Annotated in this window: 19 protein-coding genes and 1 tRNA gene; 4 read left to right on the top strand and 16 right to left on the bottom strand. The window is 63.9% G+C overall.

Annotated elements, in window-relative coordinates; all coding sequences use genetic code 11:
- Positions 1 to 13: 13 nt before the first annotated feature.
- From SFHG_RS05380 to SFHG_RS05390, 3 genes are all read right to left on the bottom strand, one after another.
- Positions 14 to 1,330 carry a glycosyltransferase family 2 protein gene (locus SFHG_RS05380; RefSeq protein WP_042434655.1) on the bottom strand — a complete coding sequence of 439 codons (1,317 nt, stop codon included), beginning with the start codon at positions 1,328 to 1,330 and terminating at the stop codon, positions 14 to 16.
- 431 nt (positions 1,331 to 1,761) lie between these two features.
- Positions 1,762 to 2,265 (bottom strand): HAD-IC family P-type ATPase, encoded by a 504-nt coding sequence (locus SFHG_RS05385; RefSeq protein ID WP_042434656.1) that lies wholly within the window; start codon positions 2,263 to 2,265, stop codon positions 1,762 to 1,764.
- A 57-nt stretch (positions 2,266 to 2,322) separates the two neighbouring features.
- A tRNA-Thr gene (locus SFHG_RS05390) sits at positions 2,323 to 2,397 on the bottom strand.
- A gap of 344 nt (positions 2,398 to 2,741) precedes the next feature.
- On the opposite strand from SFHG_RS05390, the gene SFHG_RS05395 reads away from it, so the two are divergent.
- Positions 2,742 to 3,983, top strand: coding sequence for a putative ABC transporter permease (locus SFHG_RS05395; RefSeq protein ID WP_238318275.1), 1,242 nt, complete (start codon positions 2,742 to 2,744; stop codon positions 3,981 to 3,983).
- A gap of 136 nt (positions 3,984 to 4,119) precedes the next feature.
- Here the strand turns inward: SFHG_RS05395 and SFHG_RS05400 are convergent, their stop codons facing one another.
- The 11 genes from SFHG_RS05400 to SFHG_RS05450 form a co-directional block, all read right to left on the bottom strand.
- Positions 4,120 to 4,971, bottom strand: a complete 852-nt coding sequence (locus SFHG_RS05400; protein WP_042434662.1) for a TIGR03915 family putative DNA repair protein — start codon at positions 4,969 to 4,971, stop codon at positions 4,120 to 4,122.
- Positions 4,968 to 6,446, bottom strand: coding sequence for a putative DNA modification/repair radical SAM protein (locus tag SFHG_RS05405; protein WP_042434665.1), 1,479 nt, complete (start codon positions 6,444 to 6,446; stop codon positions 4,968 to 4,970). Before SFHG_RS05405 ends, SFHG_RS05400 begins: the two co-directional genes overlap by 4 nt.
- Positions 6,447 to 6,534: 88 nt before the next feature.
- Positions 6,535 to 7,494, bottom strand: a complete 960-nt coding sequence (locus SFHG_RS05410) for a radical SAM protein (RefSeq protein ID WP_042434668.1) — start codon at positions 7,492 to 7,494, stop codon at positions 6,535 to 6,537.
- A gap of 338 nt (positions 7,495 to 7,832) precedes the next feature.
- Positions 7,833 to 8,804: an NAD(P)-binding domain-containing protein gene (locus SFHG_RS05415; RefSeq protein WP_042434672.1), complete on the bottom strand. Its 972-nt coding sequence runs from the start codon at positions 8,802 to 8,804 to the stop codon at positions 7,833 to 7,835.
- A 3-nt stretch (positions 8,805 to 8,807) separates the two neighbouring features.
- Positions 8,808 to 9,743: a DegV family protein gene (locus SFHG_RS05420; protein WP_042434675.1), complete on the bottom strand. Its 936-nt coding sequence runs from the start codon at positions 9,741 to 9,743 to the stop codon at positions 8,808 to 8,810.
- A 60-nt stretch (positions 9,744 to 9,803) separates the two neighbouring features.
- Entirely contained in the window at positions 9,804 to 10,706 is a 903-nt protein-coding gene (locus SFHG_RS05425; protein WP_042434678.1) for a DegV family protein, read from the bottom strand.
- A gap of 51 nt (positions 10,707 to 10,757) precedes the next feature.
- On the bottom strand, positions 10,758 to 12,221 hold the full coding sequence (locus tag SFHG_RS05430) for a nicotinate phosphoribosyltransferase (protein WP_238318276.1): 1,464 nt from the start codon (positions 12,219 to 12,221) through the stop codon (positions 10,758 to 10,760).
- Positions 12,222 to 12,281: 60 nt separating this feature from the next.
- Positions 12,282 to 13,880 (bottom strand): regulatory iron-sulfur-containing complex subunit RicT, encoded by a 1,599-nt coding sequence (locus SFHG_RS05435; protein WP_042434684.1) that lies wholly within the window; start codon positions 13,878 to 13,880, stop codon positions 12,282 to 12,284.
- Between the two features lie 14 nt (positions 13,881 to 13,894).
- Positions 13,895 to 15,070: a DNA polymerase III subunit gene (locus tag SFHG_RS05440; protein WP_042434687.1), complete on the bottom strand. Its 1,176-nt coding sequence runs from the start codon at positions 15,068 to 15,070 to the stop codon at positions 13,895 to 13,897.
- Positions 15,071 to 15,075: 5 nt separating this feature from the next.
- Positions 15,076 to 15,975, bottom strand: a complete 900-nt coding sequence (gene tmk / locus SFHG_RS05445; protein ID WP_202898107.1) for a dTMP kinase — start codon at positions 15,973 to 15,975, stop codon at positions 15,076 to 15,078.
- Positions 15,976 to 15,979: 4 nt separating this feature from the next.
- On the bottom strand, positions 15,980 to 17,134 hold the full coding sequence (locus SFHG_RS05450; RefSeq protein WP_042434690.1) for an NAD(P)-dependent malic enzyme: 1,155 nt from the start codon (positions 17,132 to 17,134) through the stop codon (positions 15,980 to 15,982).
- 503 nt (positions 17,135 to 17,637) lie between these two features.
- Here SFHG_RS05450 and SFHG_RS05455 point away from each other — a divergent pair.
- Both SFHG_RS05455 and SFHG_RS05460 read left to right on the top strand, forming a co-directional pair.
- Positions 17,638 to 18,531: a fumarate hydratase gene (locus SFHG_RS05455; RefSeq protein WP_202898108.1), complete on the top strand. Its 894-nt coding sequence runs from the start codon at positions 17,638 to 17,640 to the stop codon at positions 18,529 to 18,531.
- Positions 18,528 to 19,082, top strand: a complete 555-nt coding sequence (locus SFHG_RS05460) for a FumA C-terminus/TtdB family hydratase beta subunit (RefSeq protein ID WP_042434693.1) — start codon at positions 18,528 to 18,530, stop codon at positions 19,080 to 19,082. The genes SFHG_RS05455 and SFHG_RS05460 overlap by 4 nt, the downstream gene beginning before the upstream one ends.
- A gap of 126 nt (positions 19,083 to 19,208) precedes the next feature.
- On the opposite strand, the gene SFHG_RS05465 is transcribed toward SFHG_RS05460, so the two are convergent.
- On the bottom strand, positions 19,209 to 21,803 hold the full coding sequence (locus tag SFHG_RS05465; protein WP_042434696.1) for a DNA topoisomerase I: 2,595 nt from the start codon (positions 21,801 to 21,803) through the stop codon (positions 19,209 to 19,211).
- 456 nt (positions 21,804 to 22,259) lie between these two features.
- Between SFHG_RS05465 and SFHG_RS05470 the strand changes: the two genes are divergently transcribed.
- Entirely contained in the window at positions 22,260 to 22,739 is a 480-nt protein-coding gene (locus tag SFHG_RS05470) for a hypothetical protein (protein ID WP_042435272.1), read from the top strand.
- 355 nt (positions 22,740 to 23,094) lie between these two features.
- Here SFHG_RS05470 and SFHG_RS05475 read toward each other — a convergent pair whose 3' ends face one another.
- On the bottom strand, positions 23,095 to 24,207 hold the full coding sequence (locus SFHG_RS05475; protein WP_042434699.1) for a DUF1385 domain-containing protein: 1,113 nt from the start codon (positions 24,205 to 24,207) through the stop codon (positions 23,095 to 23,097).
- Position 24,208: the final 1 nt, after the last annotated feature.

Here is a 24,208-nt window from a genome sequence, read left to right on the forward strand (position 1 = left end):
TCGCCGTTGCGCGCTAGGCGCGCTCGCGGCGGGATTCGCTTTCGGCAAACTCCTGCACGTCCACGTTGATGGAGTGCTTGATGGGCTTCCAGTTGCACTTCTTCACCAGCGCCACCAACGCGATGGGCACGTACGTGAGCATGAAGAACGGGAACGTGAACATGTAGCGGATCTTCTTGCCCGTGGTGGAGTGGATGGAATCCCATTCCACGAAGGTGGTCAGCACGCCGAACATGAACATGAACACCATGTAGTTCATGAGGCAAAAGCAGATCGAGGACACCGAGGATGCCACCATGACGCCCGTGGACATAAGGCCAGCCGCCGCCAGGGCGATGATGATGGCGTTGAACGTCACGCTGATGATGGTGAGCAGCATGCCCGGGGCGATGGTCATGAGCATATCGTAGCAGGCGAAGCGGCTGCCCTTGGGGTTGGTGGCGATGCCCTTGGCCAGTCGTGCTCCATAGTGCCAGAACACCTGGTAGAAGCCCTTCGCCCAACGGAAACGCTGGTTCCAGGAATCGCGGAACGTGACAGGCTGCTCGTCGTAGAGCACGGCCGTGGGCGTGTAGCTGATGCGCTCGCCCTCCAGGATGGAGTTGGCGGAGAACTCGATGTCCTCGGTGAGCAGGTGCCACTTCCAGCCGCCGTTGCGCTCGATGATCTTCGCGGACACGAAGAAGCCCGTGCCGGAAACGGCGCAGCTGGTGTTGAGCGTCAGGCGAGCCTGGTTGAGGAACTTCGCCTCACGCAGGAACCACACGGCGTAACCGGCGGAGATCCAGTTGCTGTCGTAGTTCTTGGAGTTACGGTAGCTGGTGGATGCAACGGCGCCGTTGTCGAAGGTCTTGTTCATCTCGCGGAAGTAGTTCACGTCGAGCACGTTGTCGGCGTCGAAGACGAAATACGCCTCATAGCCGCGATCGGCATATTGGCTGCGGATGACGTTGAAGCCGTAATCGAGCGCGTAACCCTTACCCACCTGCTCGGTATTGAAACGCGGGAACACGATGGCGCCGGCCTCGCGAGCGACCTCGGCAGTGTTATCGGTGCAGTTGTCGGCGATGACGAACACGTCGATAAGCTCGCTCGGGTAGTTCTGCACCTTGATCGAGTGGATGAGCTGGCCGATGACCGCGCTTTCGTTGCGCGCGCTGATGACGGCGGCGAACTTGTGGTTCTTCTTCGCTACAAGCTGCTTGGGCTTGCGGGTGAGCACCACGAACACGTAGTAAAGCTGATACGTATAGCAGATGGTGAACGCCAAGAAGACGCAGAAGTTGAATATGTCCACGAACGAGATATGCGAGAAGAACTGATCTAGCACCTTTGCTCCTTTTACGGGCCGCACTCGCTTCGCGGCCGACCTTAGACGCCGCCTTCGGCGCCCCCAGATGCCCGTGCGGCATCAGGCAACGTCCCGCGCGCATGTGCTGTAGTTGTAGGTTCGTTGTAAGCGGAACGTTTCAAACCTAAAGAAGTATAGCGGCATGCGGCTCGTTTGTCGCGCGAACAGCGGCGTTTACACCGATATACGACCGCTAACAGGCCGAATCGCCCCATTTGCACACAGGGTCCGCACACGCCCTTCATAAAATCAAGCTGCTAAGCCTATGCCGCCGCCTTGCTTCGACCAAAGCGGCTTCCATGGTCCGCAGGCAAGGAGCCGCCGCGCTCGATGCGCATCACGGTCCACGCCCCAACCGGGAATCCCCTATTCCGACTTGCGGATACGCGCAGCATGTTGCGCGTCGAGCTTCAGGTAAAGCACGTGGAACGCCGCCCCTCGGCCACCACTTTCGGCATGCTGGCGAAGTCGTTGTCGACGAGCACCAGCTGCGCCACGTTGCGCGCGGCATCCGAGCCTGCCGCCATGGCCACACTGCAATCGGCGGCATTAAGCGCCAGCGTATCGTTAACGCCGTCGCCTGTCATGGCAACGGTATGACCTGCCTTCTGCAGCGCTATAACGAACTGCTTCTTTTGCTCAGGTTTCACGCGGCCGAACACGCTGTCGCACGTTAACGCTCGCTCCACCTCGGATTCGGTTTTCAGCGTGGTGGCATCGACGTAGCGATCGGCGCCTTCCACCCCCACCTTTTCAGCGATGCCGGAAACGGTGCGTGGATCATCGCCGCTGATGACAAGCACGCGCACGCCCTGGTCTTTGAAATAGGCGATGGTTTCCGCCGACGACCCCGTGAACAGCACGATAAGGGCCAGATCCCCCCCAACCAGCGCCGCGTCATCGCGGATTAACACTCGAACAACGTGTAGCAAAAAGGCCACCGCAGGAAAGCGATGGCCTTGACGTAACGATGGAGCCGGCAACAGGACTCGAACCTGCAACAGGCAGTTTACAAAACTGCTACGCTACCATTGCGTCATGCCGGCACACAAAAATGCGTGTCGGGCCATTGTACGACAACAACCCGGATTCTCAAAGCCTATCCCATAAAAGGTACAACCACCAACGCCAAGATATAGCTGGACACGTTACGCGCCCGCATGTGAGGAGAAGAAGATGGAAGAACCTCCCTTCCATAAGTTCTTGCACATTTCGCAGAACCACCGTCCCGTGTCTATCATTGCTCATGCGAGAAAAGCACAGATGGTCTTAAATTCGCATCGCAACCGAACTGTTAACCGCTCTTGTCAAACTATCGCTGGTATCTGGTTATACTGGTTCGCGGCAAGAACCCGCCATCCTGCGAACGCGATATCCCTTTTGGAGTTTCATGACTAACGACGAACAAAAAACTTCCCCTAACGCGACACCCTCTCCCATGGTGAAAAAGCGCTACCGAGCCGACCGAGACGCCATCGATCGCAAACGCCTCCCCTTGGCGGTGAAGGTGTTCGGCGTGCTGTGCCTTGCTGCAGGCGGAGCCACCGCGGTGCTTTTGACGATCACCATCGTAACCATGGTGCTGGCATTCACGTCCGGCAGCCTTGATGTCGAAGCCTCCACCGCAACCGTGGTCATCTTTGTGGTGGAAACGATGCTGTACACGGCGCTAGCAACCATGTTCGCTATCTTCGGCATCCGCTTGCTGCGGAACAAACGCAAGCATGCCGCCCATGGCACCGAGGCCATGATATTCATTTTGGCCGCCATCATCATCTGCTCCATCATGCTCAACGGCCTGGGAGCCAACGTCATCCCCCATGCCGTGGTGGCGGTGTTCTTGATCGTCATGCAGTCCTACCTCGACCCCGCGCTCGCCGGCGAGCGTGAGCTGCGCCGCAAGCTGCGCGACATGGAGACCAGGGAGCAAGCAGAGGACGGCACGCTCGGCCTTGATCCCACCGGACGCGGTTACATCACCCTGAACTTCTTCAACCTGTTCTGGATATTCGTGGTGTGCAGCGTGCTCGGTCTTGTTATCGAAACCGTGTATCACGTGCTGGTAGTGGACCCTGGCGTTTACGAGGACCGTGCCGGATTGCTGTTCGGGCCCTTTAGTCCCATCTACGGCGTGGGCGCGATGCTGATGACTATGGCGCTCAACCGCTTCCACAAAGCGCCTTTTCCCGTGATCTTCCTGGTGAGCGCCGTGATCGGCGGGGCGTTTGAATATGCGGTCAGCTGGTTCATGCAATTCGCCTTCGGCATCGTTGCCTGGGACTACACCGGAACGTTCCTTTCCATCGACGGCCGCACCAACGGCATGTTCATGGCCATGTGGGGCGTGTTGGGATTGTTCTGGGTGAAGCTATGCCTTCCCTGGATGCTGCGACTGGTCAACCGCATCCCTTGGAACTGGCGGTATACGCTGACCACCGTATGCGCCGCATTGATGATTGTGGACTGCGGCATGACCTTGATGTCGCTTGACCGCTGGTATCAGCGCGAGGCCGGCGTCGCTCCCGATAACGCCATCTCCCGCTTCATTGACGATCACTTCGACAATCAGTATATGGAGGAGCGTTTCCAGAGCATGTCGATCGACCCGGACAACGCGGCACGTACACTGTAGCGAGAGTCTTGCCGCCGATGACCGGCATCGGCGGCATCTCGAAAGCAACGCCCCTCCGACCGAGCGCCTTTCCCGCGCGCCTACCCAGAGGCGTTACGACAGCAGAAGGTCAATCGTTCACGTGTGCGATCGCGGTTTACAGCCGTCTTCCCGAAGGTATTGCAACAGCAGGCAATGCGCTTTTCGCATTTCCATCCGCCACCTCATCATGCAGCTCCGCGATATTTCGCCACAGCCGTTTCGGTATGAACTGCCTTCGAAGCTCCGGGTGGTAACGAGCTGAGATGGTCATAGCATCGTAAAAACCTTTCCACGCCGCCTGCATTGCGGCCTCTTCATCGGAATGCTGCGGCAGATGCACCTCATCGGTTTGCGCAATATACCAATTTGCACCATCGTAGATGCCCGCAACCTGATGCACCTCGTCGTATATGACGAACCGCTCGGTGTTGAACCGACCCGCAAACCAGCCCATGAGCAACGGCACCACATTGGCCTTGGGGTTGCATTTTGCGAACCATATGCCGTTTTCAAAGTGCTCGAAACGCAGGAACTGCAGCATGAGGTGCCGCTCATTCATCACCGAACGGTTAAGTCGGGCAACGGGACCGGCGATAGGGTGAGCCATATTGCGAATCAAACCGGCATTCGCAGCGGCAGGCCGCGCCATGACATGCCGAACGAACCGGTATACCGCAACACCAGCCGAAGGATCATCTGACAGCGATGCGTGCAACACCGCATCCCAAGCATCCCGCCCTGCCTTTCGCACGATTACCGCCTTAACGCGCGATGCCAGCGCCGCATCGGTTTCGATATATCGCACGCTTTGCCCCAACCGAGGCTGCAACCCTGCTTTGCTCGAAAAGTCCTCGGGCTGCTCATGAAGCGCATACGCCTGAAAAATAGCCGAAAGCAGCCCCTCTGTGGTGCCGTCATGCACATACGCGACATTGCCGAGCGGCTCCAGCATGGCATCCGCGCTCATGCGGGCACCTTCTGCCGGCCCTGCAACGCGTGCTGCCAGCCGAAGACCCCGTCGGCTACCGCAGCGACTTCGGCAGCCGCCGGCCCCTGCAGCTGCCGCGCCCCGATCGCGCCACCTGCCGGCATGGTGGCCTTATCCCCCGCGCCTATGGCAGCGCGCCCGACCTCGGACCCAAACAAGCTGAGCTGACCGGGCAGCACCTTGCCGGAGCGAGCGCCATGACGGCCGCCTTCGATGGGGCTTGCCAACTGCGCCCGCAAAGCATCGGGGCAAAACTCCACCCCGTTTCCTTGATACTTCCCGTTGCAGGTGATGAAATAGCGTGCTCGTTTGAACGCGATCCCCAGCTTTCGAAGCTCCCCTTCCCGCAAACAGGTTGTGCGTCGTGCTCGCAAGATCAAACGGGCCCCACGTGGCCCTATCCCCGGCACACGCAGCAACACTTCCAACGGCGCCGTGTTCACCTCCACCGGAAACAAATCCAGATGGTTTACCGCCCATGCAGCTTTCGGATCCACATCCATCTCCAGGTTCGGGGCACTGGCGCTGATGATTTCCGATACATCGAATTTGTAATAGCGCAGCAGCCAATCGGCCTGATACAGCCTGTGCTCACGGTTCAGCTGCACCCCAACGTTCTGCGGCAGGCGCTCATCGGAGCTTACCGGCAGATAGGCACTGAAGAACACACGCTTGAGCTGCAGGGTTTTATAGAGCGCCTGCGACAGGTTGAGAATCTGGAAATCGGTTTCAGGCGTGGCTCCTATGATCATCTGCGTGGACTGCCCTGCCGGCGCGAACGCACGCCCCCGCTCCTTCGGACGGGTGGAAGGCAGATACGTTGCGCTTCGACGCGATATCCCGCGAGACTCGCGGTCCTGCGCCATGTTGTCTCGGATTTGACGCATAGGGGCTATGATTCGCTGCTTTGTTTTCTGTGGACATAGCAAGCTCAAGCTTGTCTGACTGGGCAGCTCGAGGTTCACGCTCATGCGATCTGCAAGATGGCCAAGCCTATCGATGAGCTCCGGCGAGGTACCCGGCACTGCCTTCGCGTGGATATACCCGCGAAACCGGTGATGGTCGCGTAGCAGCTGAAGCGTGCGGATCATAAGCTCGGTGGTGTGGTCGGGCGACCCGATGACGCCCGAACTGAGGAACAGCCCTTCGATATAGTTACGGCGGTAAAACGCCATGGTGAGATCGGCCAGTTCTTCGGGCGTGAACGCTGCACGGGGTACCTCGTTGCTGCAACGGTTAACGCAATACGCGCAGTCGTATACGCATACGTTGGTCATGAGAACCTTGAGCAACGAAATGCACCGCCCATCGGGCGTGAAGCTGTGGCAGCATCCGGCGCCGAGCGCGTTGCCGACATAGCCGGCCTTCGAACCGCGCTGCAACCCCGACGACGTGCAGGCGACATCGTACTTCGCCGCATCGGCGAGGATCTCCAGCTTCTCCTGCACATCCATGGCTAGTCCTTTCCACAAACATCCGTACGTGTAGTAGACACATACTATACTCGTACGCTTGTTCGTGGTCAAGAACGTTTGTGCGATATTACCGCGGCACCCCGGTCAAATCGAATGCGGGAATGAAGCTGTCCTTCGCCGCACCCCCTTGCTGCCAGAAATAATCCTCGATGCCTAACGAATCGGCATAGTCCAGCAACTCCTCGTATTCGCCATCAGATACGCGTCCGCCCAGCTCAGGGCAGCGCTGAAGCTGGTGTTGCACCCACGCATCCCCAGCTTGCGCCGCATCGGCGAGCACCGGCGTGTACTGGTTCATCAGCGACAGCAGCACATCGTTTCCGAAACGCTCCCATATCGTGCGCACCACGCGCTTAGAATCCTCCAAGGCGCCGGGCAGCATCAGGTGGCGCACCACCACCCCGCGCGTAAGGCGCGGCTGCCCGTCCACCTCGTCGCCTTCGGGAGCACCCACGCAACGCACCATCTCCTCAAGCGCCGCCATGGCCACCTCGGGATAATCGGGTGCCGCGGAGTAACGGCGGGCAAGGCTGCTCGAGCAATACTTGAAATCGGTCAGGTACACGTCCACCGTGCCGACGTTGTCCCGCACGGCCTGCACCGTCTCGTACCCCGAGGTGTTCCACACCACGGGCAGCGCCAAACCACGCTCACGGGCACGGGCTACGGCAGCACGGATATGGGGCGAATAGTGCGTCGGCGTGACGAAATTGACGTTCAACGCCCCCTGGTGCTGCAGGTCAAGGCACATATCCGCCACGTCATCCACCGTAACGGGCACGCCAGCGCGCCCATCGGCGATCACCTGGTTCTGGCAGTACACGCATCGCAGCGGGCAGTTCGAGAAGAACACGGTGCCGCTGCCGCGAGAGCCGCTGATAGACGGCTCCTCCCACATGTGCAATGCCGCGCGGGCAACCACCAGCTCCCCTTGGGCCCCGCACACGCCGCGCTCGCCGGCAGCGCGGTCGACGCCGCACGCCCGCGGGCACAGCTGGCAGCAAGCCAACGATTCTTCGAACTCCATAGCAGACCCTTCCCCGCTTCTCTACGCGATTGCGCGTCGAAAACCGCCCGCACGCGCCACTGCCTGCTGCGACGTAGCGCTCGCCCCGCCAATCGACGGCCCAGCCGCCCAGCCGACGAAACGGACCCGCATCGCGCAACCCGGCTCTGCGGCGCACGGCTGCGGCATCGCTCAGATCAAGCAAATGCGCAATCGTCCACACCATCAAAAAGGGCCCGCAATGCGCAACCCGGCACGCAACGGGCAGCATGCGTCGGCAATTGCGCCCTTCCAAGCAGCCGGGCCACCGCCTTGCGGGCCCTCATGCGTCATTCGATCGCCCTTTACGGGCAAGACGCCTAATTAAAACCGGGATAGGCGCCCGTCATGCCGTCGTCGTCCATGATGCCGGCATCGCCGAAATCGTCGTCCCAGTCGGCTTCATCGTCATGGTCGTGATCATGATCGCCGTACGTCTGCTCGGCGCGGGTCCAGTCCAGACCCTCCTTCGCGCATGCATCCTCCTCGCGGTAGACCAGCGACAACGCCGAGGGAGCCTTGTCTGAACCGCCGATGATGGCCAGAAGCTCCAGCAGACGCTGGACGGCCTCTGCCTGCGGCAGGATAAGGTCGGCATCGTCGGCGGTGGTCAGGGCCGCGGTCAGCTCGCCCATGAGCATCTCCACCGTGTAGGTGCCGTCGAAACGGCCATCGGTGACGGCGGCCAACAGCGCATCGCCGGCCGGCGTGATCGCGCCGGCGCGCATGCCGGCGATCTCGCCCATGTCGGAGGACGTGCGCACCGCGTGGTACAGCGCATCGGCCTCCACGGCGGCGACCAGCTGCGCCGTCGCCTGCAGGCTGTATGCGGCGCGGGCAAGCTGGGCCGAGCCCGGGCCGCCAGCGTCAGTCACGTGGGCGACCAGCAGGTCGAGCACCTCGCGCGCCGCCTCGACGCAGTCCTCTTCGCCACCCACGAAGCAGCCCAGATTCTCTCGCACCGCGAACGCATCGGGCACGGCTACGTCGGTGACCACGAGCGGCGCCTCGACGGCGACCAGGTCGGCAACGCAGGCCATGGCGTTGAGCTCGCGTGCGAAGGTGGGCGTGGTGCACGAAAGGTCGATGAGCAGCGTGCCCTTGCGCGCGCCCTGGACGATGCCGTTATCGCCGAAGTACGCGTCCTCGAGCGCGGTTTGCGTGGTGAAGTAGGTGAGGACGGCGTCGGCGGCGCCCGCATCGCCTACGCGCTGCCAGCCCGCGCCGCACAGGCGATCGACCACCATATTCCCTACCGTATCGTTTCCAGCGAACACGAAAGCCTTCGTCATGGCTTAACCCTCTTTCTTGATCTTGCGGGCGATGCGATCGGCCACTGAAAGCTCCTCGCGCCTATCGCCTCCCCAAAACACCACGGCCAGCATGCCCGGCCCCACATGGCTGCCGATGACCGGCCCGATGCTGCTTTCCAAAAACAGCAGGTTGTCGTCCTCTTTCGCCAGCAGCTCCTTCAGACGCGCCGCGTCCTTGGGGCAGTCGGCGTTGCCGATGACCACGCAACGGCCCGGCATTTGATCGGTCATGCGCTTCGAGCAGTACTCGGCCAGCTGCCTGATGCCCTTCTTGCGCCCGCGCGCCACACCCGTCAGTGCAAGCTTGCCCTCGATGCTGATGTTGAGCAGCGGCTTCACATCGAGCTTCGCGCCCGCGTAGGCAACGGTGCTGGGGATGCGGCCGCCGCGGCGCAGCGATTCCAGATCGTCGACCATGAACTCGGCGTCGACGAAGTAGCGCGCCTCCTCGGCCCACGCGGCCAGCTCGCGCGCCGTCATGCCGTTGTCGCGCTGGTTGAGCGCCTCGTAAACCAGAAGCGCCTCGGCGACCGATGCCAGATAGGTGTCGACCACGTACAGCTCGGCCTCGGGGTGCTCGGCGATCAACTGGTCGCGCATCATCACCGCCGTATTGAAGCTGCCGGAAAGGCCGCTGGTGAAGCTCAGATACACCGTGGGAACGCCGCTTTCGATGGCCTTCGAGAACACGTCATGGAACACCGTCACAGGCACCTGCGCCGTGGACGGCTGCGAACCTGCGCGCATGCCCTCGTAGAACTCATGCGGCGTGATAGTGCGATACAGATCGTCGCTATGCTCGCCCTTTTCGTCGATATAGGGAAACTCCAGCAGCTGCACGCCGGGACGGTCGATTACCTCGAAGGGGAGGTCGCAGCAGGAGTCGATGATCAGATTGCATTTCGGCTGGGCTTCCATGCATCTCCTTTCGTTGGAACGCCCGCGCCCGCAGGCGGTGGACGGGTTTTCGCTTCGCGCCTAGGAAGCGCAGGTCAGGGCCGCCTTCGGCCCGGTCAGCTTGCCCGATATGGCATGCGCGCATTCATAGGCGACGCCGACGGCCGGGCCCACGTGCAGCCCCACCACCGGGCTTACCGGCAACACGCTGACTTTGCGGCCGAGCATGGGCTCGATGACCTCGTGCGCCCATTTCACCGCCGGGGCCTTATCACCGATGTAATGCACCACCACATCGCGCAAGCCATGCTCCTCGATATCGGCCTTCATGGCCGCCACGATCTTGTCCAAGGCCTTTTTACGCGTGCGCACTTTGGCGAAGGCGACCGGCGACCCATCGCGCACGGTAAGCACGGGCGCCAGCTGGATGAGGTTGCCCAAAAGCGCCGCCGCACCGCCGATACGCCCGCCTTTCTGCAGAAACGTCAAGCTTTCCGGCGTGAACAGGAAACGGGTGCGCTCAATGGCATCGAGGGCCGCCTGGGCCACGCCGCGCAAATCTTCGCCCCCATCGCGTGCGGCCACAGCCTCGAGCACGGGAAACGCCTCGTCGAAGCCGCACGACTGCGAGTCGATCAGCTCCCACTTGAAGCCGATGTTGCGCGCGGCCACCGCTCGGATGGCGCGCAAGGCGCCATCATAGGCGCCCGAAAGGCCCGTGGAGATGAAGATGCCGCACACCTGGTCTCCGGCGCGAGCCGCATCCTCGAACACCTCCTCAAGCAAATGCTGGGAAGGCTGGCTTGACGTGGGGATATCATCCACCATGTCGTAGATATCGGCATAGAACGCATCCAAGTCCATGGTTGCATCCTCGTATTCCCTGCCGTTGCGGTTCACGTACAGCGTGACCACTTGGATATCAAGCTGGGCGGCCATCTCCTGCGTGATCGAAGACACGGAATCGGTGATGATCCTGATCATGAATCCCCCTATCGAAAGCGCGACCGAAGCGCGCGTACATTACATTCAACCCTACGCGATACCGCGAAGCTTGCCAACAAGCGCACGGCGGCGCTCACAAAGACCATACTCCAAGCCCACCGGATAGGTATGGGGGTTGAGCATGCGCTTTTGGCTTTCGTCCAAACAGGCCAGGCCTTCGCGGCACCGCCGTTGCGCCTCCATGGCGCTGCGGCCGTTTGCGTCGAGCACCACCTGACCGTTGCGGGCCAGGGGCTCGAGCATCGTGGAAAACCGCTTGCCCGCAAGCTTCTTGCGGCGCATGGAGTCGAGCGGGTCCACGATGACCTGGCCCTCGTCCACACCGGAGTTCACATCGAACACCATATCGCCGGCGATCGTGCCATCTTCGTTGTAGTACCGGCGAACGTCGAGCACGCCCGGCACCGTCAGCTTCGCCGCTGACTCGCTGATCTTCAGGCGATCGACCCACTCAGCCTGCCCCGGGGCACGCGTCGCCGAAAGCTTGTACACGCCGCCGAGCGTGGGTTGGTCGAACGCGCAGGCAAGCTTGGTGCCCACGCCCCAGCTGCTCACGGGAGCGCCTTCGTCCAAGATGGACTGGATGGTGTATTCGTCCAGGTCGTTGGACAGCACGATGCCGCAATCGTCCAAGCCGGCCTCATCGAGCATGCGGCGCGCCATCTTCGCCAACCAGGCCAGGTCGCCCGAGTCGATGCGGATGCCCGCCAGGCGCTCGCCTCGGGCGCGCATCTCAAGGCCCACCGTGATGGCGTTGCGGATGCCCTGCTCCACGTCGTAGGTGTCCACGAGCAGCACGCAGTTGCGCGGGAACTCGCGCGCGTAAGCGCGAAAGGCCTCGAGCTCGTTGGGAAACGACATGACCCACGAGTGCGCATGCGTGCCCGACACCGGCAGACCGTAGGTTTTGCCCGCAAGCACGTTGGATGTGGACGCGCAGCCGCCAACCACCGCAGCCCGGCTTGCCCACATGCCGCCGCCAGCGCCCTGGGCGCGTCGCAGGCCGAACTCGGCGACGGGCAGACCGTGAGCCGCCAAGCACACGCGAGCGGCCTTGGTGGCGATAAGCGTTTCGAAGTTCACGCAGTTCAAAAGCGCCGTCTCGATGAGCTGGCAATCCATGATGGGCCCCATCACACGCACGAGCGGCTCATGCGGGAAGACCACGGCGCCCTCGGCCACGGCATCGACGTCAACGCGCAGCGAGAACGTGCGCAGGTACTCCAGAAACGCGGGCTTGAACAACCTGCCCCCGCCGGGCGCATCAAGGCTTGCCAAGTATTCAACATCCTCGGCGCTGAACGCGAACCCTTCGATGAGCTCGGCAAGCTGGTCCATGCCGCAGGCGATGGCGTAGCCGCCGCGGAAGGGATAGTCGCGGAAATACGCATGGAAGCACGCCTGCGTGGCGCCCTGCCCCGTCTCCCAATACCCTTGTGCCATGGTCAGCTGATACAGATCGGTGAGCAGCTCGTGGCCGTTTTCCCCGTGCACGTTGATACCTCCTGACGCAGGCGCCCCCGCTTTCTGCCCAAGCGGGGGCGCGAAATGCTGCTAGTTGCCCTGCGGGGCACCCTGGCCTTCGCCGGCGCCTGCGGCCTTATGGCTGCGGCGGCGCGCACGGCGATGCTGACCGGGAGCCTGGCCTTCCTGGCCGCCTTCGCGCTGTTTGCGCTGGCCGCCCTGGTCGGGACGAGGGGCCTGAGCCAGGCCCGACGACTTTTGACCCGGACGCACGCGGGGCTTGGGACCTTGGCCGTCGGGCTTGCCGCCGCGCTGCGCGTCGGCACCGCCCTTGGGACCTTGGCCGCGCTTGCCCGCCTGCTGGGCGGATCCGGATTGCTTGCCACCCTGGTTCTGCTGCTTGGCGTCCTTGCCGCCCTGGCCACGGCGCTTGCTCGGCTGCATGCCGCGACGCTTGGCCTGGCCTTCCTTGGGCTGCTTGCCGCCCTGCCCCTGCTGCTTGCCGGCGGGCGCTGCGTTTGCGGCTTGGGCGGAATCGGTGCGCGGAGCTTGGTTCTCCCCGGTCTGAGCGGCACCGCCCGACACCTTGGTGGAGCGGCGGCGACGTGGCTTGCGCGCGGGCTGCGATTCGGCGGCCTTCTGCTCTGCGCGCTCGCCCTTGCCGCGGCCGCGCCTGCTGGAGCGACCGGGCTTGGCCTCGCCGGCGCCGTCGGCCTTCTTGCCGCCCGGGACGTGACGCACGCCAGCGCGGTCGGCAAGCTTGTCCTTGCCCGACAGCTGCGGCGTGGCCAGCGCTGCGGCGGCGCCGAAGGCATCGCCGGGCTGTTCGCTCAAAGCACGTTCCCAAGCCTCGCACCCCACGCACTTCGGACGTGCGCCCTCCTCGGGTGCATCGAAGTCGGCAAGCGGGACGCGCACGGGCTTCTCGCCCTCGATGCGCAGCGACACCACTTCGCGCGGAACATCCAGGTCCACTACCTTCGCCACGCCATCAGGCGTTTCCACCTGGGCGTTCTTCTTCGGCGCACGGCTTTTGAAATCCTTATAGGCATCATATTCGTAGCGAAGACAGCACATGAGCCTGCCGCATACGCCCGAGATCTTCTGCGGATTCAGCGACAGGTCCTGCTCCTTGGCCATGCGGATGGACACCGGGCAGAACTCGCCGCCGAGGCGCTTGCAGCACAGCTCCTGGCCGCAATGGCCCAGGCCGCCCACCATACGCGCCTCGTCGCGGACGCCGATCTGGCGCATGTCGACGCGCACATGCAGGCGCGATGAAAGCGTGCGCACCAGCTCACGGAAGTCGACGCGGTTCTCGGATTCGAAGTAGAACACGGCCTTGTCACCGTCGAACAGGTACTCCACCGAAACCGGGCGCATCTCCTCGGAGGCCTTCGCGGCAAGCTCCTTGAACACGGGGAGCGCCTCAGCGGCGCGGGCCTCGAGCTCGGCCTGCTTGGCGCGATCTTCGTCATCAGCCACGCGCAAGACGGGCTTCAAAGGGGTTTTCAGCTTCTTGACCTGGTCGGGCGTTGCCTCGAACGCAGGCTCGCCCATATGGCCGAACTCGGTTCCCCGGGCGGTTTGGACCACGACGTCGCATCCGGCGTGCAGTTCCAGCTCGCCCGCATCGAACCACAGCGTTTTAGGGTTGTAGGGCAGGTTGACAGGCGCTATGCGGACCATGGCGCTCCTTCTTTCTATCTGGCATACGCCCGCGGCGCCGCATTGGGCAGCGCACGGCCGTACAGTATGTCGCGAACCTCGAGCAGCATCGCGTCGATGCACGTCTCAGGAGATACATTATAAGAGATGGCGACGTCGCAGCGGCGCACGGCCGCGATAGCAGCGGCGGCACGCGCGGCGTCGGTACGCGCCGCGGCTTCCTCGATGGAGGGCCTGACGTCGGCGTTGACCACTTGATCGGACGCGCCCGCGGCCTGGACCATGATGTCGCGCAGCCACGAGCGGGTGATGCCGGTGAGCTGGCGCAGCGACTCGGCGGTCTTGGCCGTGAGCTGGCGCTTGTTGCGCGCCTCGATCTGACGGATGGCCGACTTCGCCAGGAAGTCGGCATTCTCGGCGAGCTCGGCCTCCTGCTCGGCGCGCACGGTGTCGAGCGGAAGCTTCACGCGCACCACCAAGTCGGCGGCGAACCCGATGACGTCCCAATCGTCGGCGCGGCGCAGGCATGCCAGCACCTCGAGCACCCGGGCGCGGAACTCCAAGCGCTCGTTGGACTTCAGGAACTCCACCGCGCGGGTGATGGAGCCATCGCAGGCTTGCAGCGCCACGCGCGCCTGCTCGAGGCTTGCGCCCGAGTTCTGCACCACGATGCCCGCCGCCTCGGAAACCGGGATAGTGCGGAACGGCACCACCTGGCAGCGCGAGACGATGGTGGGCAGCACGCTTTCGCGGGTGCGCGCGAGCAGGATGAGCACCACATCGGCGGGCGGCTCCTCGAGCGTTTTCAGGAACGCGTTGGCCGCCTGCACGCCGAGCAGGTCCACTCGATCGAGGATGTAGACCTTGCGATCTGCCTGGATGGGCGCCAAGGCCGTGTCGGCCACGATGCCGCGCACCTGCTCGACCAGATAGCCGGCAGCGCCCTCGGGCTCGAACATGCGCACATCCGGGTGCTTCTTGCGCATGATGCGCCCGCAGGTGTCGCAAGCGCCGCAATTGCCGCCGCGTGGGCCCTTGGGGCCTTTCGGGCACAGGATGCCCTGAGCGAAGGCGAGCGCCGCAAGCGTCTTGTTCGAGCCTGCCGGCCCGCAGAACAGGTACGCGTGGCTGACGCGCCCCGATGCCACGGTGGCGCGCAAGAACTCGCGCACCTGCGGCTGGCCCAAGATGTTCTCGAATGCGTCTGCCATAAGCGCTACTGCTGCTCCTTGCCCGAACGCTCCGCGCGAGGCGCCGATGCGGAATCCTCACGGTAATCCACGCGCCCCTCGTGGGTGCGGTGCACGTCGAGGCGCTCGAAGTAGGCCTCGTTGGCGCGCACGAAATCGCCCATCCACGGGAACAGGTCCGCCAGCTGGGCGAACACCTGCACGGCCGTATGCGATTTGCGCCCGTTCGAGCGCACCAGGCGCACGCGGCGCGGGTTCTTTTCCGCAATCTCCAAAAACGCCGCGTTCACGCGGGCATGAAAATCCTCGCCGGCTCGCTCCATGCGATCGGCCCCGGCGCGGCGCGTGGCGCGCTCCAGGCCCTCGGCGGCGCTGTCGGCCACCAGCAAGATGGTGCGATCGGGCACGATGCCCTGGCACGCAAAGGCATTCGCCGCTTCCACGAACGCCCGGTCGAGCCCGCGCCCGTAGCCTTGGTAGGCAACGGTGGAATCGGTGAAGCGGTCGCACAGGACCACGGCCCCGCGCTCAAGCGCCGGGGCTATGACCTGGCTGACCAGCTGCGCACGGGCCGCCTCGAATATGAGCAGCTCGGAGCCATCGCATATGTTGGAGTTCGCCGGATTCAACACCACGCCGCGCAGCTGCTCGCCCACCTCGGTGCCGCCGGGCTCGCGAAGGCACACGACTTCACGGCCCATAGCCGAAAGGGCGTTGGCCAAAAAGCGGATATGGGTGGTCTTGCCGGCGCCGTCGCCGCCCTCGAACGTGACGAACACGCCGCGCTCGGGCGCCTGCTCTGCGGAAAGCCCCTGATCGGGGGATTTCGTGGGAGCAGCCGGGTGCACCGGGGCGCCCGAAGCTGGACGGCCCTCGCGCATCATCGGCACCTCGCTCACGATGCCCGTGTTGCGGATATCGGCCACGTTGCTATCCCTGCACGGCGCCGGCCACGGCGGCAGCCACGGCTTCCACGGCGCGCGGGTCGAACGGCTCGGGCATGATGAAGTCCTCGCTCAGCTCATCGTCGGAGACGAGCGCGGCGAGCGCCTCGGCGGCGGCCAGCTTCATCTGCTCCGTGATACGCGTGGCGCGCGACTCCAGGGCGCCCTTGAAGATGCCCGGGAACGCCACCACATTGTTGATCTGGTTCGGGAAGTCCGAGCGGCCGGTGCCCACCACGCGGGCGCCGGCGGCGCGGGCCACGTCCGGGAAGATCTCGGGCGTGGGGTTGGCCATGGCGAACAGGATGGCGTCGGAGTTCATGGACTTCACCATGTCGGCGGACACGATGCCCGGGGCGGAGACGCCCACAAAGATGTCGGCGCCGCGCATGGCGTCGGCCAACGTACCCTCCTCATCGTTAAGGTTGGTGGTGGCGAGCATGGCGCGCTGAACCTCGTTGATGCCCTCGGAGCGCGAGTTGATGATGCCGCACTTATCGCACAGGATAAGGTTCCTGAAGCCGTAGTTGAGCAACAGCTTGGCGATGGCGATGCCCGCCGAGCCGGCGCCGTTGACCACCACGCGGCACGATTCCTTCTGCTTGCCCGTCAGGCGAAGCGCGTTGATGACGCCGGAAAGCACCACAATGGCGGTGCCGTGCTGGTCGTCATGGAACACGGGGATGTCGAGCTCGTCGATCAGACGGCGCTCGATCTCGAAGCAGCGCGGCGCGGAGATATCCTCGAGGTTGATGCCGCCGAAGCTGGGGGCGAGGCGTTTGACGGTCTCGACGATCTCGTCGACGTCCTGGGTATCAAGGCACAGCGGGACGGCGTTCACGCCGCCGAAGGTCTTGAACAGCGCGCACTTGCCCTCCATAACGGGCATGGCCGCGGCAGGGCCGATGTTGCCCAGGCCGAGCACGGCCGAGCCATCGGAGACGACGGCCACGGTGTTGGCCTTCATGGTGTACTTGTACGCATCGGAAGGATTCTCGGCGATCTTGCGGCACGGCTCGGCGACGCCGGGGGTGTAGGCCAGCGCCAGGTCCTCGCGCGTTTCGATCCTCATCTTCGGGACGGTTTCCAGCTTGCCCTGCCACTGCTCATGCAAACGCAACGATTCCTGCGCGATATCCATGCTGCTCCATGCACCTTTCCCTATGCACGGCGCCGGCGGCGCCGCTTAGCGTGAGCGTTCCCGCTTCCTTGCGAAAACGTATGTCCAACTAGGGATTATACCCCTTGACCCTTGCCGCCCGCCCACCGCGCGCACTCTCCCCGAAAAACGCCCATGAGGTGTGTTTCGCCCGATGAGCTGGGGGCGTGCAAAGATTAGGCAAGCGAATACGGAAAGAGGGCAGCCAAGCCTTCAGGCCGCGTCATCGGCGCAAGGCCCGATGCGCGGCAGGCCATTTGCAACACGCGATACGCCTGGCAAAAGCAACGACGGAGGAGAACGAAAACGCAAAGCGATACGCGGCGGGCTTCACACTCGTTCACGGCGATACGGGCGCACGCCCCCCTTCACAGCAAGCAATCACGCGAAAACCCCCGCCCCGCTCCCCGGATTGCGTGGAATTCCCGCACCGGGCCATCGCATAGCGCACAATAGGGGCACGCATCATAAGGGAAAGGAACAACGTGGAAGACGAGAACATGCCCGCGGCCCAGCCAGGCGCGCTCACCGCCGACGCCGTGGCCGACGCCGTGTACCGCGCCGTGCGCCGCTGCGCCACGCACCTGCGCCCCGACGTGCTTGCCGCTATGCAGGCAGCCCGCAAAGACGAGACGCAGCCGCGTGCGCAGTCCGTACTGGACTGCCTGTTGGAAAACGCCCGCATCGGGCAGGAGGACGGCGTGCCCATCTGCCAGGACACCGGCACCTGCTGGGTGCGCCTGGAGGTCGGCGAGGAGCTGCTCATCCCCGGCAACATCCTCTCGGGCGTCAACGACGCCGTGGCGCGCGCTTACACCGACGGCCGCCTGCGCATGAGCGTCGTGGCCGACGCGCTGCTCGACCGCACCAACACCGGCGACAACACGCCGGCCTTCGCGGAAATCGCCCTGCGCCCCGGCCGAGGAGCCACGCTGCACGTGCTGCTCAAAGGCGGCGGCTCGGACAACGCAAGCCGCGTGGTCATGCTCGCGCCCGGCGCCGGCTGGGAGGGCGTGAAGAAGGTCGTGCTCGACTGCGTGCGCGAGAAGGCCGCCAACGCCTGCCCGCCGCTCATCGTGGGCGTGGGCGTGGGCGCCACGTTCGACAAGGTAGCGGGCCTGGCCAAGCACGCGCTGCTGCGCGAGGTGGGAGCCCCCGCCGCAAGCCCGCGGGCCGCCGAGCGCGAGGCCGAGCTGCTTTCCGCCATCAACGCCACGGGCATCGGCCCGGCGGCCCTCGGCGGCGGCGCGACCGCCCTTGCCGTGCACCTGGAAACCGCGCCGTGCCATATCGCCGCGCTGCCCGTGGCGGTGAACATGGGCTGCTCAGCCATGCGCAGCGCATCCATCGAGCTGATCGATTGGGGTGAGGGGAAATGAGCGAACCCGTACGTTTGAACCTGCCGCTGGACAAATCCCAACTGGCGAATCTGAAAGCCGGCCAGGAAGTGCGCCTGACCGGCCCCTGCTACACCATGCGCGATGCAGGCCATGCCCGTGCGCTCGAGGCGCTCGAGCATACCGGCGAGCTGCCGTTCGGGCTGGCGGGCCAGACGCTGTTCTACGCCGGCCCCACCCCCGCCGCTGCCGGCCGCCCACTCGGCAGCGTGGGCCCCACCACGGCAAGCCGCATGGACTTCGCCACGCCCCAGCTTATGCAAGCCGGCATCGCGGCGTGCATCGGCAAGGGCAAGCGCAATCAGGCGGTCATCGACGCATGCGTGGAAAACTGCGCCGTGTACTTCGCGGCGGTCGGTGGCATCGCCGCGCTGCTTGCCAAGCACGTCACCGCAAGCGAGACCGTGGCTTGGGACGACCTGGGCACCGAGGCGCTACGCCGCATCATGCTCGACGACTTCCCTGTCTTCGTGGCCGTCGACACGGCTGGCCGCGACCTCTATCGCGCCATCGAGAACGGCGAAGATATCTAGGCTGGCTTGCCGCCCCCGACATCGCAACCTACATCAGCGCAAATAGGCCCCGGAACGAACCATCGTTCCGGGGCCTATCTCGTCATACGCCAGGCTCAGCGGAGCGTCCGCTCCATGCGCGAACCGTTATTCTGCCGGCTCCTCGGTTTTCGCCGCAGCAGCCTTCTTCGCAGTCGTCTTCTTCGCCGCGGGCTTCTTGGCGGCGGCCTTCTTCGCCGGCGCCTTCTTCGCAGCCGCCTTGGCCTCCTTGGCCGCAGCCTTCTTCTCGGCCTCGATCTCCTTGCCCGGGCAGCTGAAGTTCGGGCACAGCTTCCATGGACCGCGCGTGGTGGTGACGATTACCATGGGCGCGCCACAGTGCTCGCAAACCTCATCGGTGGCCGTGATGGCGCCGTATTGCGGAAGCGGGTAACCCACACCGCACTCGTCGTAGTTCTCGCAGCGGATGAAGCGCTTCAGGGTACGCGGGTTCTTCTGCGCGATGAGCTTGGCCTTCTTGCCGGCCTCGGCGCACTTCGGGCACTCGCCCACCACCACGTCGGGTTCCTTGTTCGTCTCGCAGTTCGGGTCGATGCACAGCGTGCGCGGCTTAGAGCGGAACGCCGTCACCTTCACCTGGGGCATGCCGCACGTCGGGCACGGATCGGGCAGCGCCTCCACCTTGCCCTTCGGCAGCGGGTAGGTGACGTCGCAATCCGGCCAGCCGGCGCAGCCGATGAACATGCCGCGCGTCTTCTGGGACACGCGGATCTGCAGGTCCTTGCCGCATTTGGGGCATTTGCCCACGTAGGCGTCGGCCGCCACGGCGTCTGCCAGGGCGTCTTTGACCTCCTCGGAATGCGGCAGCAGGTTGGCAAGCTGCTCGGAGAGCAGGTTGCGGCTGTTGGTGACCACCGCGTCTTTGGTGTTGCGGCCCTCGGCGATGTTGTCCATCTCCTCTTCCAGCTCGGCCGTCATCTGCGGATGCGTGATATGCGGGGCGAACTTATCAAGGGCGTCGCAAACCGCCATACCCAGCTGGCTGGGCTCGATGGGGTCGTTTTGGATGTACTTCACCGTGTACAGGCGCTCGATGATGCTGTGGCGCGTGGACTTCGTGCCCAGGCCCAGCTTCTCCATCTCCTGGATGAGCTTGCCCTGGCTGTAACGCGCCGGCGGCTCGGTCTGCTTCTTGGTGCACTCGGCGCCGTTGAAGGCGATCTGCTGCCCCTCGCTCATGGCGGGCAGCTGCTCGTCCTTCTTCATGCCGTACGGGTAGATGGCGCGATAGCCCGGCGTCACCAGCACGTCGCCCTTTGCCGCGAAATGCTCGCCGCCCACTTCGAGCGTGACCTTCGTGCCCTCGACTACGGCCGCATCCGACAGCGTTGCCAGGAATCGGCGTGCGATGAGGTTATACAGCTTGTAATCGGCCGGTGCCAGGTCGTCGGGCGTGGCCTTGGCCGTGGGATAGATAGGCGGATGGTCGGTGGTCTCCTTCTTGCCGCGCGTGGCATGCAACTCGCCAGCGGAGAGCAGCTGCTGGCAATACGGGGCGTACGCCGGGTTGCCCGAGATGGTCTTCACCACTTCGGCCAGGTCGAGCGAGCTGGGATACACCGTGTTGTCGACACGCGGATAGGAGATATAGCCGTCCATGTACAGGCTTTCGGCGATGCGCATAGTGCGCGCCGGCGAAAGGCCCTCCGCCGATGCCGCGGCCATGAGGCTGGTTGTGTTGAACGGCACGGGCGGTTGCTGCTTGCGCGTGCGCTTCTCCACCGCCGCCACCGTGGCGCTTGCCGCGCCGGCCACAGCGGCCATGGCCGCTTTCGCCGCCGCCTCGTCCTTGAAGCGGGCCGTGGAGTGCGGCGCCGTGAAGGCAAGCTCGCCGTCACCGGCGGTCGGGCCGGCAGCGGCGCCGGCGTCGAAGGCGCCCTTGATCACCCAGTAGTCCTCGGGGATGAACGCCAAGCGCTCGCGCTCGCGCGCCACGATCAGCGCCAGCGTGGGCGTCTGCACACGACCGGAGCTGCGTACGTTGCCGTAGCCGGCGAATTTGACCAGCGTGAGGTAGCGCGTGAGCACCGCACCCCAGATCAGGTCGATGTCCTGACGGGATGCACCGGCCGAGGCCAGATTCGTGTCTAGCTCCACCAGGTTGGAGAACGCGTGCGTGATCTCCTCTTTCGTGAAGGCGCTGTAACGCGCACGGGAAACCGGCGCCGTGGGATTGACCTCCTGGATGCACGACAGCGCATCCGAGCCAATCAGCTCGCCCTCACGGTCGAAGTCGGTCGCGATGACGATGGAGTCCGCCTTCTTCGCCAGGTTCTTCAGGCTGCGGATGATCTCCTTCTCCTTCGGGAGCTTCTCGATAGGCGCGTAGATTAGATACGGCAAGGCGCCCATCTTCCACGCCTTCAGCTCAACGCCATCCTCGATAAAGGGCTTCTTCTTTTTGAACGGCGGGCGCGCCAAACTTGCGGGCAGCTGCGCCGGAATGGCCTCGCCCTGCGCAGTGACGCCACGCCAACCGCCGCGCTTCTTATATATAAGAGTAGGCGTGAAATCGGGCTCTAAGATATGACCGCGCAGGCCGATGGTCACCCATTCCTCGCCGTCCACTTCGAACCGGTACACCGGCGTGGAATACACCTTGTCGGCCTTAGGCTTTTTCACACCCAGCAACGCCGCGATCTTCGTCGCCGCGTCGTTCTTCTCGGTCACCACCAGCTTCATGCGGCACCCTCCTTGCCTGCTCCGGCCACCCTTGGGCCTGCTCGTTCACACGATTGCCCCATTCGTAGTTTTACGTGTGCGGGGATAGTAGCGCCGCGCGGCGAAACGTCGCGGTCGGCGCAGGGGGTACTATACACGATTGACGGCGAAGATGAGCTTGCGATTCCGCGCGAGCCGCCCGCACGCGGCCCAAACGACGCAAAACCCGCCGCCTTCTACACCACGATACCGCGAAATTGCAGAATGCGTGTTGATTTCGTCGGCAGAGCGCGAAGGAACCGCGATGGTTTCGAGAACCTAGGCCCCCGCCGCCCGCGTTCGCGTAACCTTAGCATCAAGGAGCCGTCGAACCGCCGCATCTTCGCAGCGCAATCGCCGTATCACAGCATCACCGACGGCATCCTGCCCGTACGTAGCAACATGGAGGCCGCCCATCGGGCGGAAAGGGAGCGTCGCATGGTACGAAAAGCACTGGGAGTTTGCCTTGGGAGCATTCTGGTCGTTTGCGTGGGCATAGGCTGCGCAAACGCGTTATTGCCCGCCACATCCACCGCAGCCCCGGTTGCCAACGCCGCAAGCAACGCCAAAACCACCGCCATGAACTCCGCTATCGACGCGTCGGGCGTCAAAGACGCCGTTTCCGATGCGCTTCTGGCCCACACCTGGGACATCGCCAACGCCACGGGCATCTCATCTGCGCAAGTGCAAACCTGCATCGAGAACCTCGACATCAAGGATTGGCAGGTTGCCGACCTTCCCGCCAACGCCGTGCCCGCTAGCACCGTGTCCGGTTCCGCCGCGGGCGTCCCGGCCACGCTTACCACGTACAACAACCCCGGTTACGTCACCATCAGCGCGTACGGCCAAAGCATCGACCTTGCCGTCCCAGCTGCCGCGCAGCAATACCTCCCGCTCATCGCCTGCGCGAACCGGTAGACGCAGCATGAAAGGCGCGAAACCTTTTCAGTAGCAGCAACCGAAAGCTTGAAGGCCCTTCCCGGGCATCATCTTGGGAAGGGCCTTCCTTTTGCCTGCATCGCATTTCCGCTCAAGATCCATAGCCTGCGCCCCACAAACCGAAACCCTGGTCGAGCGCGAGCGCGAGCGCCTTCGAGCCGAAGCCGGAGGTCCCTAACACCAAATTCCCAGACGCAACTTTGCGTATCGGGGCTTCCCGTAACCTGCCCCGTTCGCTGCCGGCGACCATCCTTAACATCGCCCAACATACAGAAGGCGGCTTGCGATCCCCTCGCAAGCCGCCTTCCCTTTCGCTTATAACAACCTGTCCCGCCTACGCCTGAGCACCCCTGGCAGCGGCAGCGGCTTTCGCTGCCTCAAGCTCCTCGCGCTCAAGCACCTGCTGCATGGCGGCGATGGCGCACTCGAGCATGCCGTCGTCGGGCTCGTTGGTGGTCAGGTACTGCATCTGCATGCCCGGCCACAGCACCACCTTCACCAGCGGGTTTTCCGGATGGCTACCCGCCCAGCGCACGGTGATCTCGTAGCTGATGCCCGCGATCACCGGCATCAGCGCTATACGCGCCGCAATGACGAGCGCCAGCTTCGGGGCGCCGTCGGGCACGCCCCACGCCGAGATGAGCGTGTTGAGCGGCGTGACGGTGTACACCAAAATGGCGATGATCATCACCATGATCAGAAACGCCGTGCCGCAGCGCACGTGCAGCCGCGGGAACTGCCGCGCGTTTTCCGGGGTGAGCGGCAGCCCATGCTCGTAACAGTGGATGGTCTTATGCTCGGCGCCGTGATAGCCGAACATGCGCTTGATATCGCTCATGCGCCCGATCAGCCAAATGTAGAACACGAACACGGCCACTCGCAAAAGGCCATCCACGATGTTCCAGGCCAGCGTGTGCGCATCGTACTCGCCCACCAGCAGGTTCGTGATGAACGCCGGCGCCACGATGAACAGCACCACGCCCATGACCAGGCCCAGCACCATGGAGAATGCCATTTCCTTCTTGCCGAACACCGCATCTCCGTCGGACTTCGCCGCAGGCTCGCAAGCCGCAGCCTTCGCAGCCATTCGGTCAGAGCCGGTCGCCTTCGCTCGCTGCGTAGAGGCTGAATCGGCCTCGTCTTCCTCGTCCTCGTTGAACGCATGGAGCGCGGCGATTTCCAGCGCCTTGTAGCCCAGCACCAGCGATTCCACCATGGCGCGGCAGCCGCGCACGCACGGCCAATACATCCAGCCGTTCTTCGCACGGCCGCTTGCCAGGTCATGGGATTCCTCGTACACGCCGCCATCCGGCTCGCGCACGCCCACGGCCCAGTTGTACTTGCCGCGCATCATCACGCCCTCGAGCAGCGCCTGGCCGCCCACGTGCGTCTTGCGCGCGCCGTCCTCGGAAAACGCGCGGGAAAGATCGCTCTTAAGTTTCGCCACG

The organism is Senegalimassilia anaerobia JC110 (genome assembly GCF_000236865.1).
Taxonomy (GTDB): domain Bacteria; phylum Actinomycetota; class Coriobacteriia; order Coriobacteriales; family Eggerthellaceae; genus Senegalimassilia; species Senegalimassilia anaerobia.

Bases quoted from the DNA above. Each gene is read 5' to 3' on its own strand.
- SFHG_RS05460 (WP_042434693.1), top strand. From the start codon at position 18,528: ATGAGCGAACCCGTACGTTTGAACCTGCCGCTGGACAAATCCCAACTG.
- SFHG_RS05470 (WP_042435272.1), top strand. From the start codon at position 22,260: ATGGTACGAAAAGCACTGGGAGTTTGCCTTGGGAGCATTCTGGTCGTT.
- SFHG_RS05400 (WP_042434662.1), bottom strand. From the start codon at position 4,971: ATGAGCGCGGATGCCATGCTGGAGCCGCTCGGCAATGTCGCGTATGTG.
- SFHG_RS05420 (WP_042434675.1), bottom strand. From the start codon at position 9,743: ATGGAAGCCCAGCCGAAATGCAATCTGATCATCGACTCCTGCTGCGAC.
- SFHG_RS05425 (WP_042434678.1), bottom strand. From the start codon at position 10,706: ATGATCAGGATCATCACCGATTCCGTGTCTTCGATCACGCAGGAGATG.
- SFHG_RS05465 (WP_042434696.1), bottom strand. From the start codon at position 21,803: ATGAAGCTGGTGGTGACCGAGAAGAACGACGCGGCGACGAAGATCGCG.
- SFHG_RS05395 (WP_238318275.1), top strand. From the start codon at position 2,742: ATGACTAACGACGAACAAAAAACTTCCCCTAACGCGACACCCTCTCCC.
- SFHG_RS05435 (WP_042434684.1), bottom strand. From the start codon at position 13,880: ATGGTCCGCATAGCGCCTGTCAACCTGCCCTACAACCCTAAAACGCTG.
- SFHG_RS05450 (WP_042434690.1), bottom strand. From the start codon at position 17,134: ATGGATATCGCGCAGGAATCGTTGCGTTTGCATGAGCAGTGGCAGGGC.
- SFHG_RS05410 (WP_042434668.1), bottom strand. From the start codon at position 7,494: ATGGAGTTCGAAGAATCGTTGGCTTGCTGCCAGCTGTGCCCGCGGGCG.
- SFHG_RS05415 (WP_042434672.1), bottom strand. From the start codon at position 8,804: ATGACGAAGGCTTTCGTGTTCGCTGGAAACGATACGGTAGGGAATATG.
- SFHG_RS05405 (WP_042434665.1), bottom strand. From the start codon at position 6,446: ATGGATGTGCAGGAGAAGCTGGAGATCCTCGCCGATGCGGCGAAGTAC.
- SFHG_RS05440 (WP_042434687.1), bottom strand. From the start codon at position 15,070: ATGGCAGACGCATTCGAGAACATCTTGGGCCAGCCGCAGGTGCGCGAG.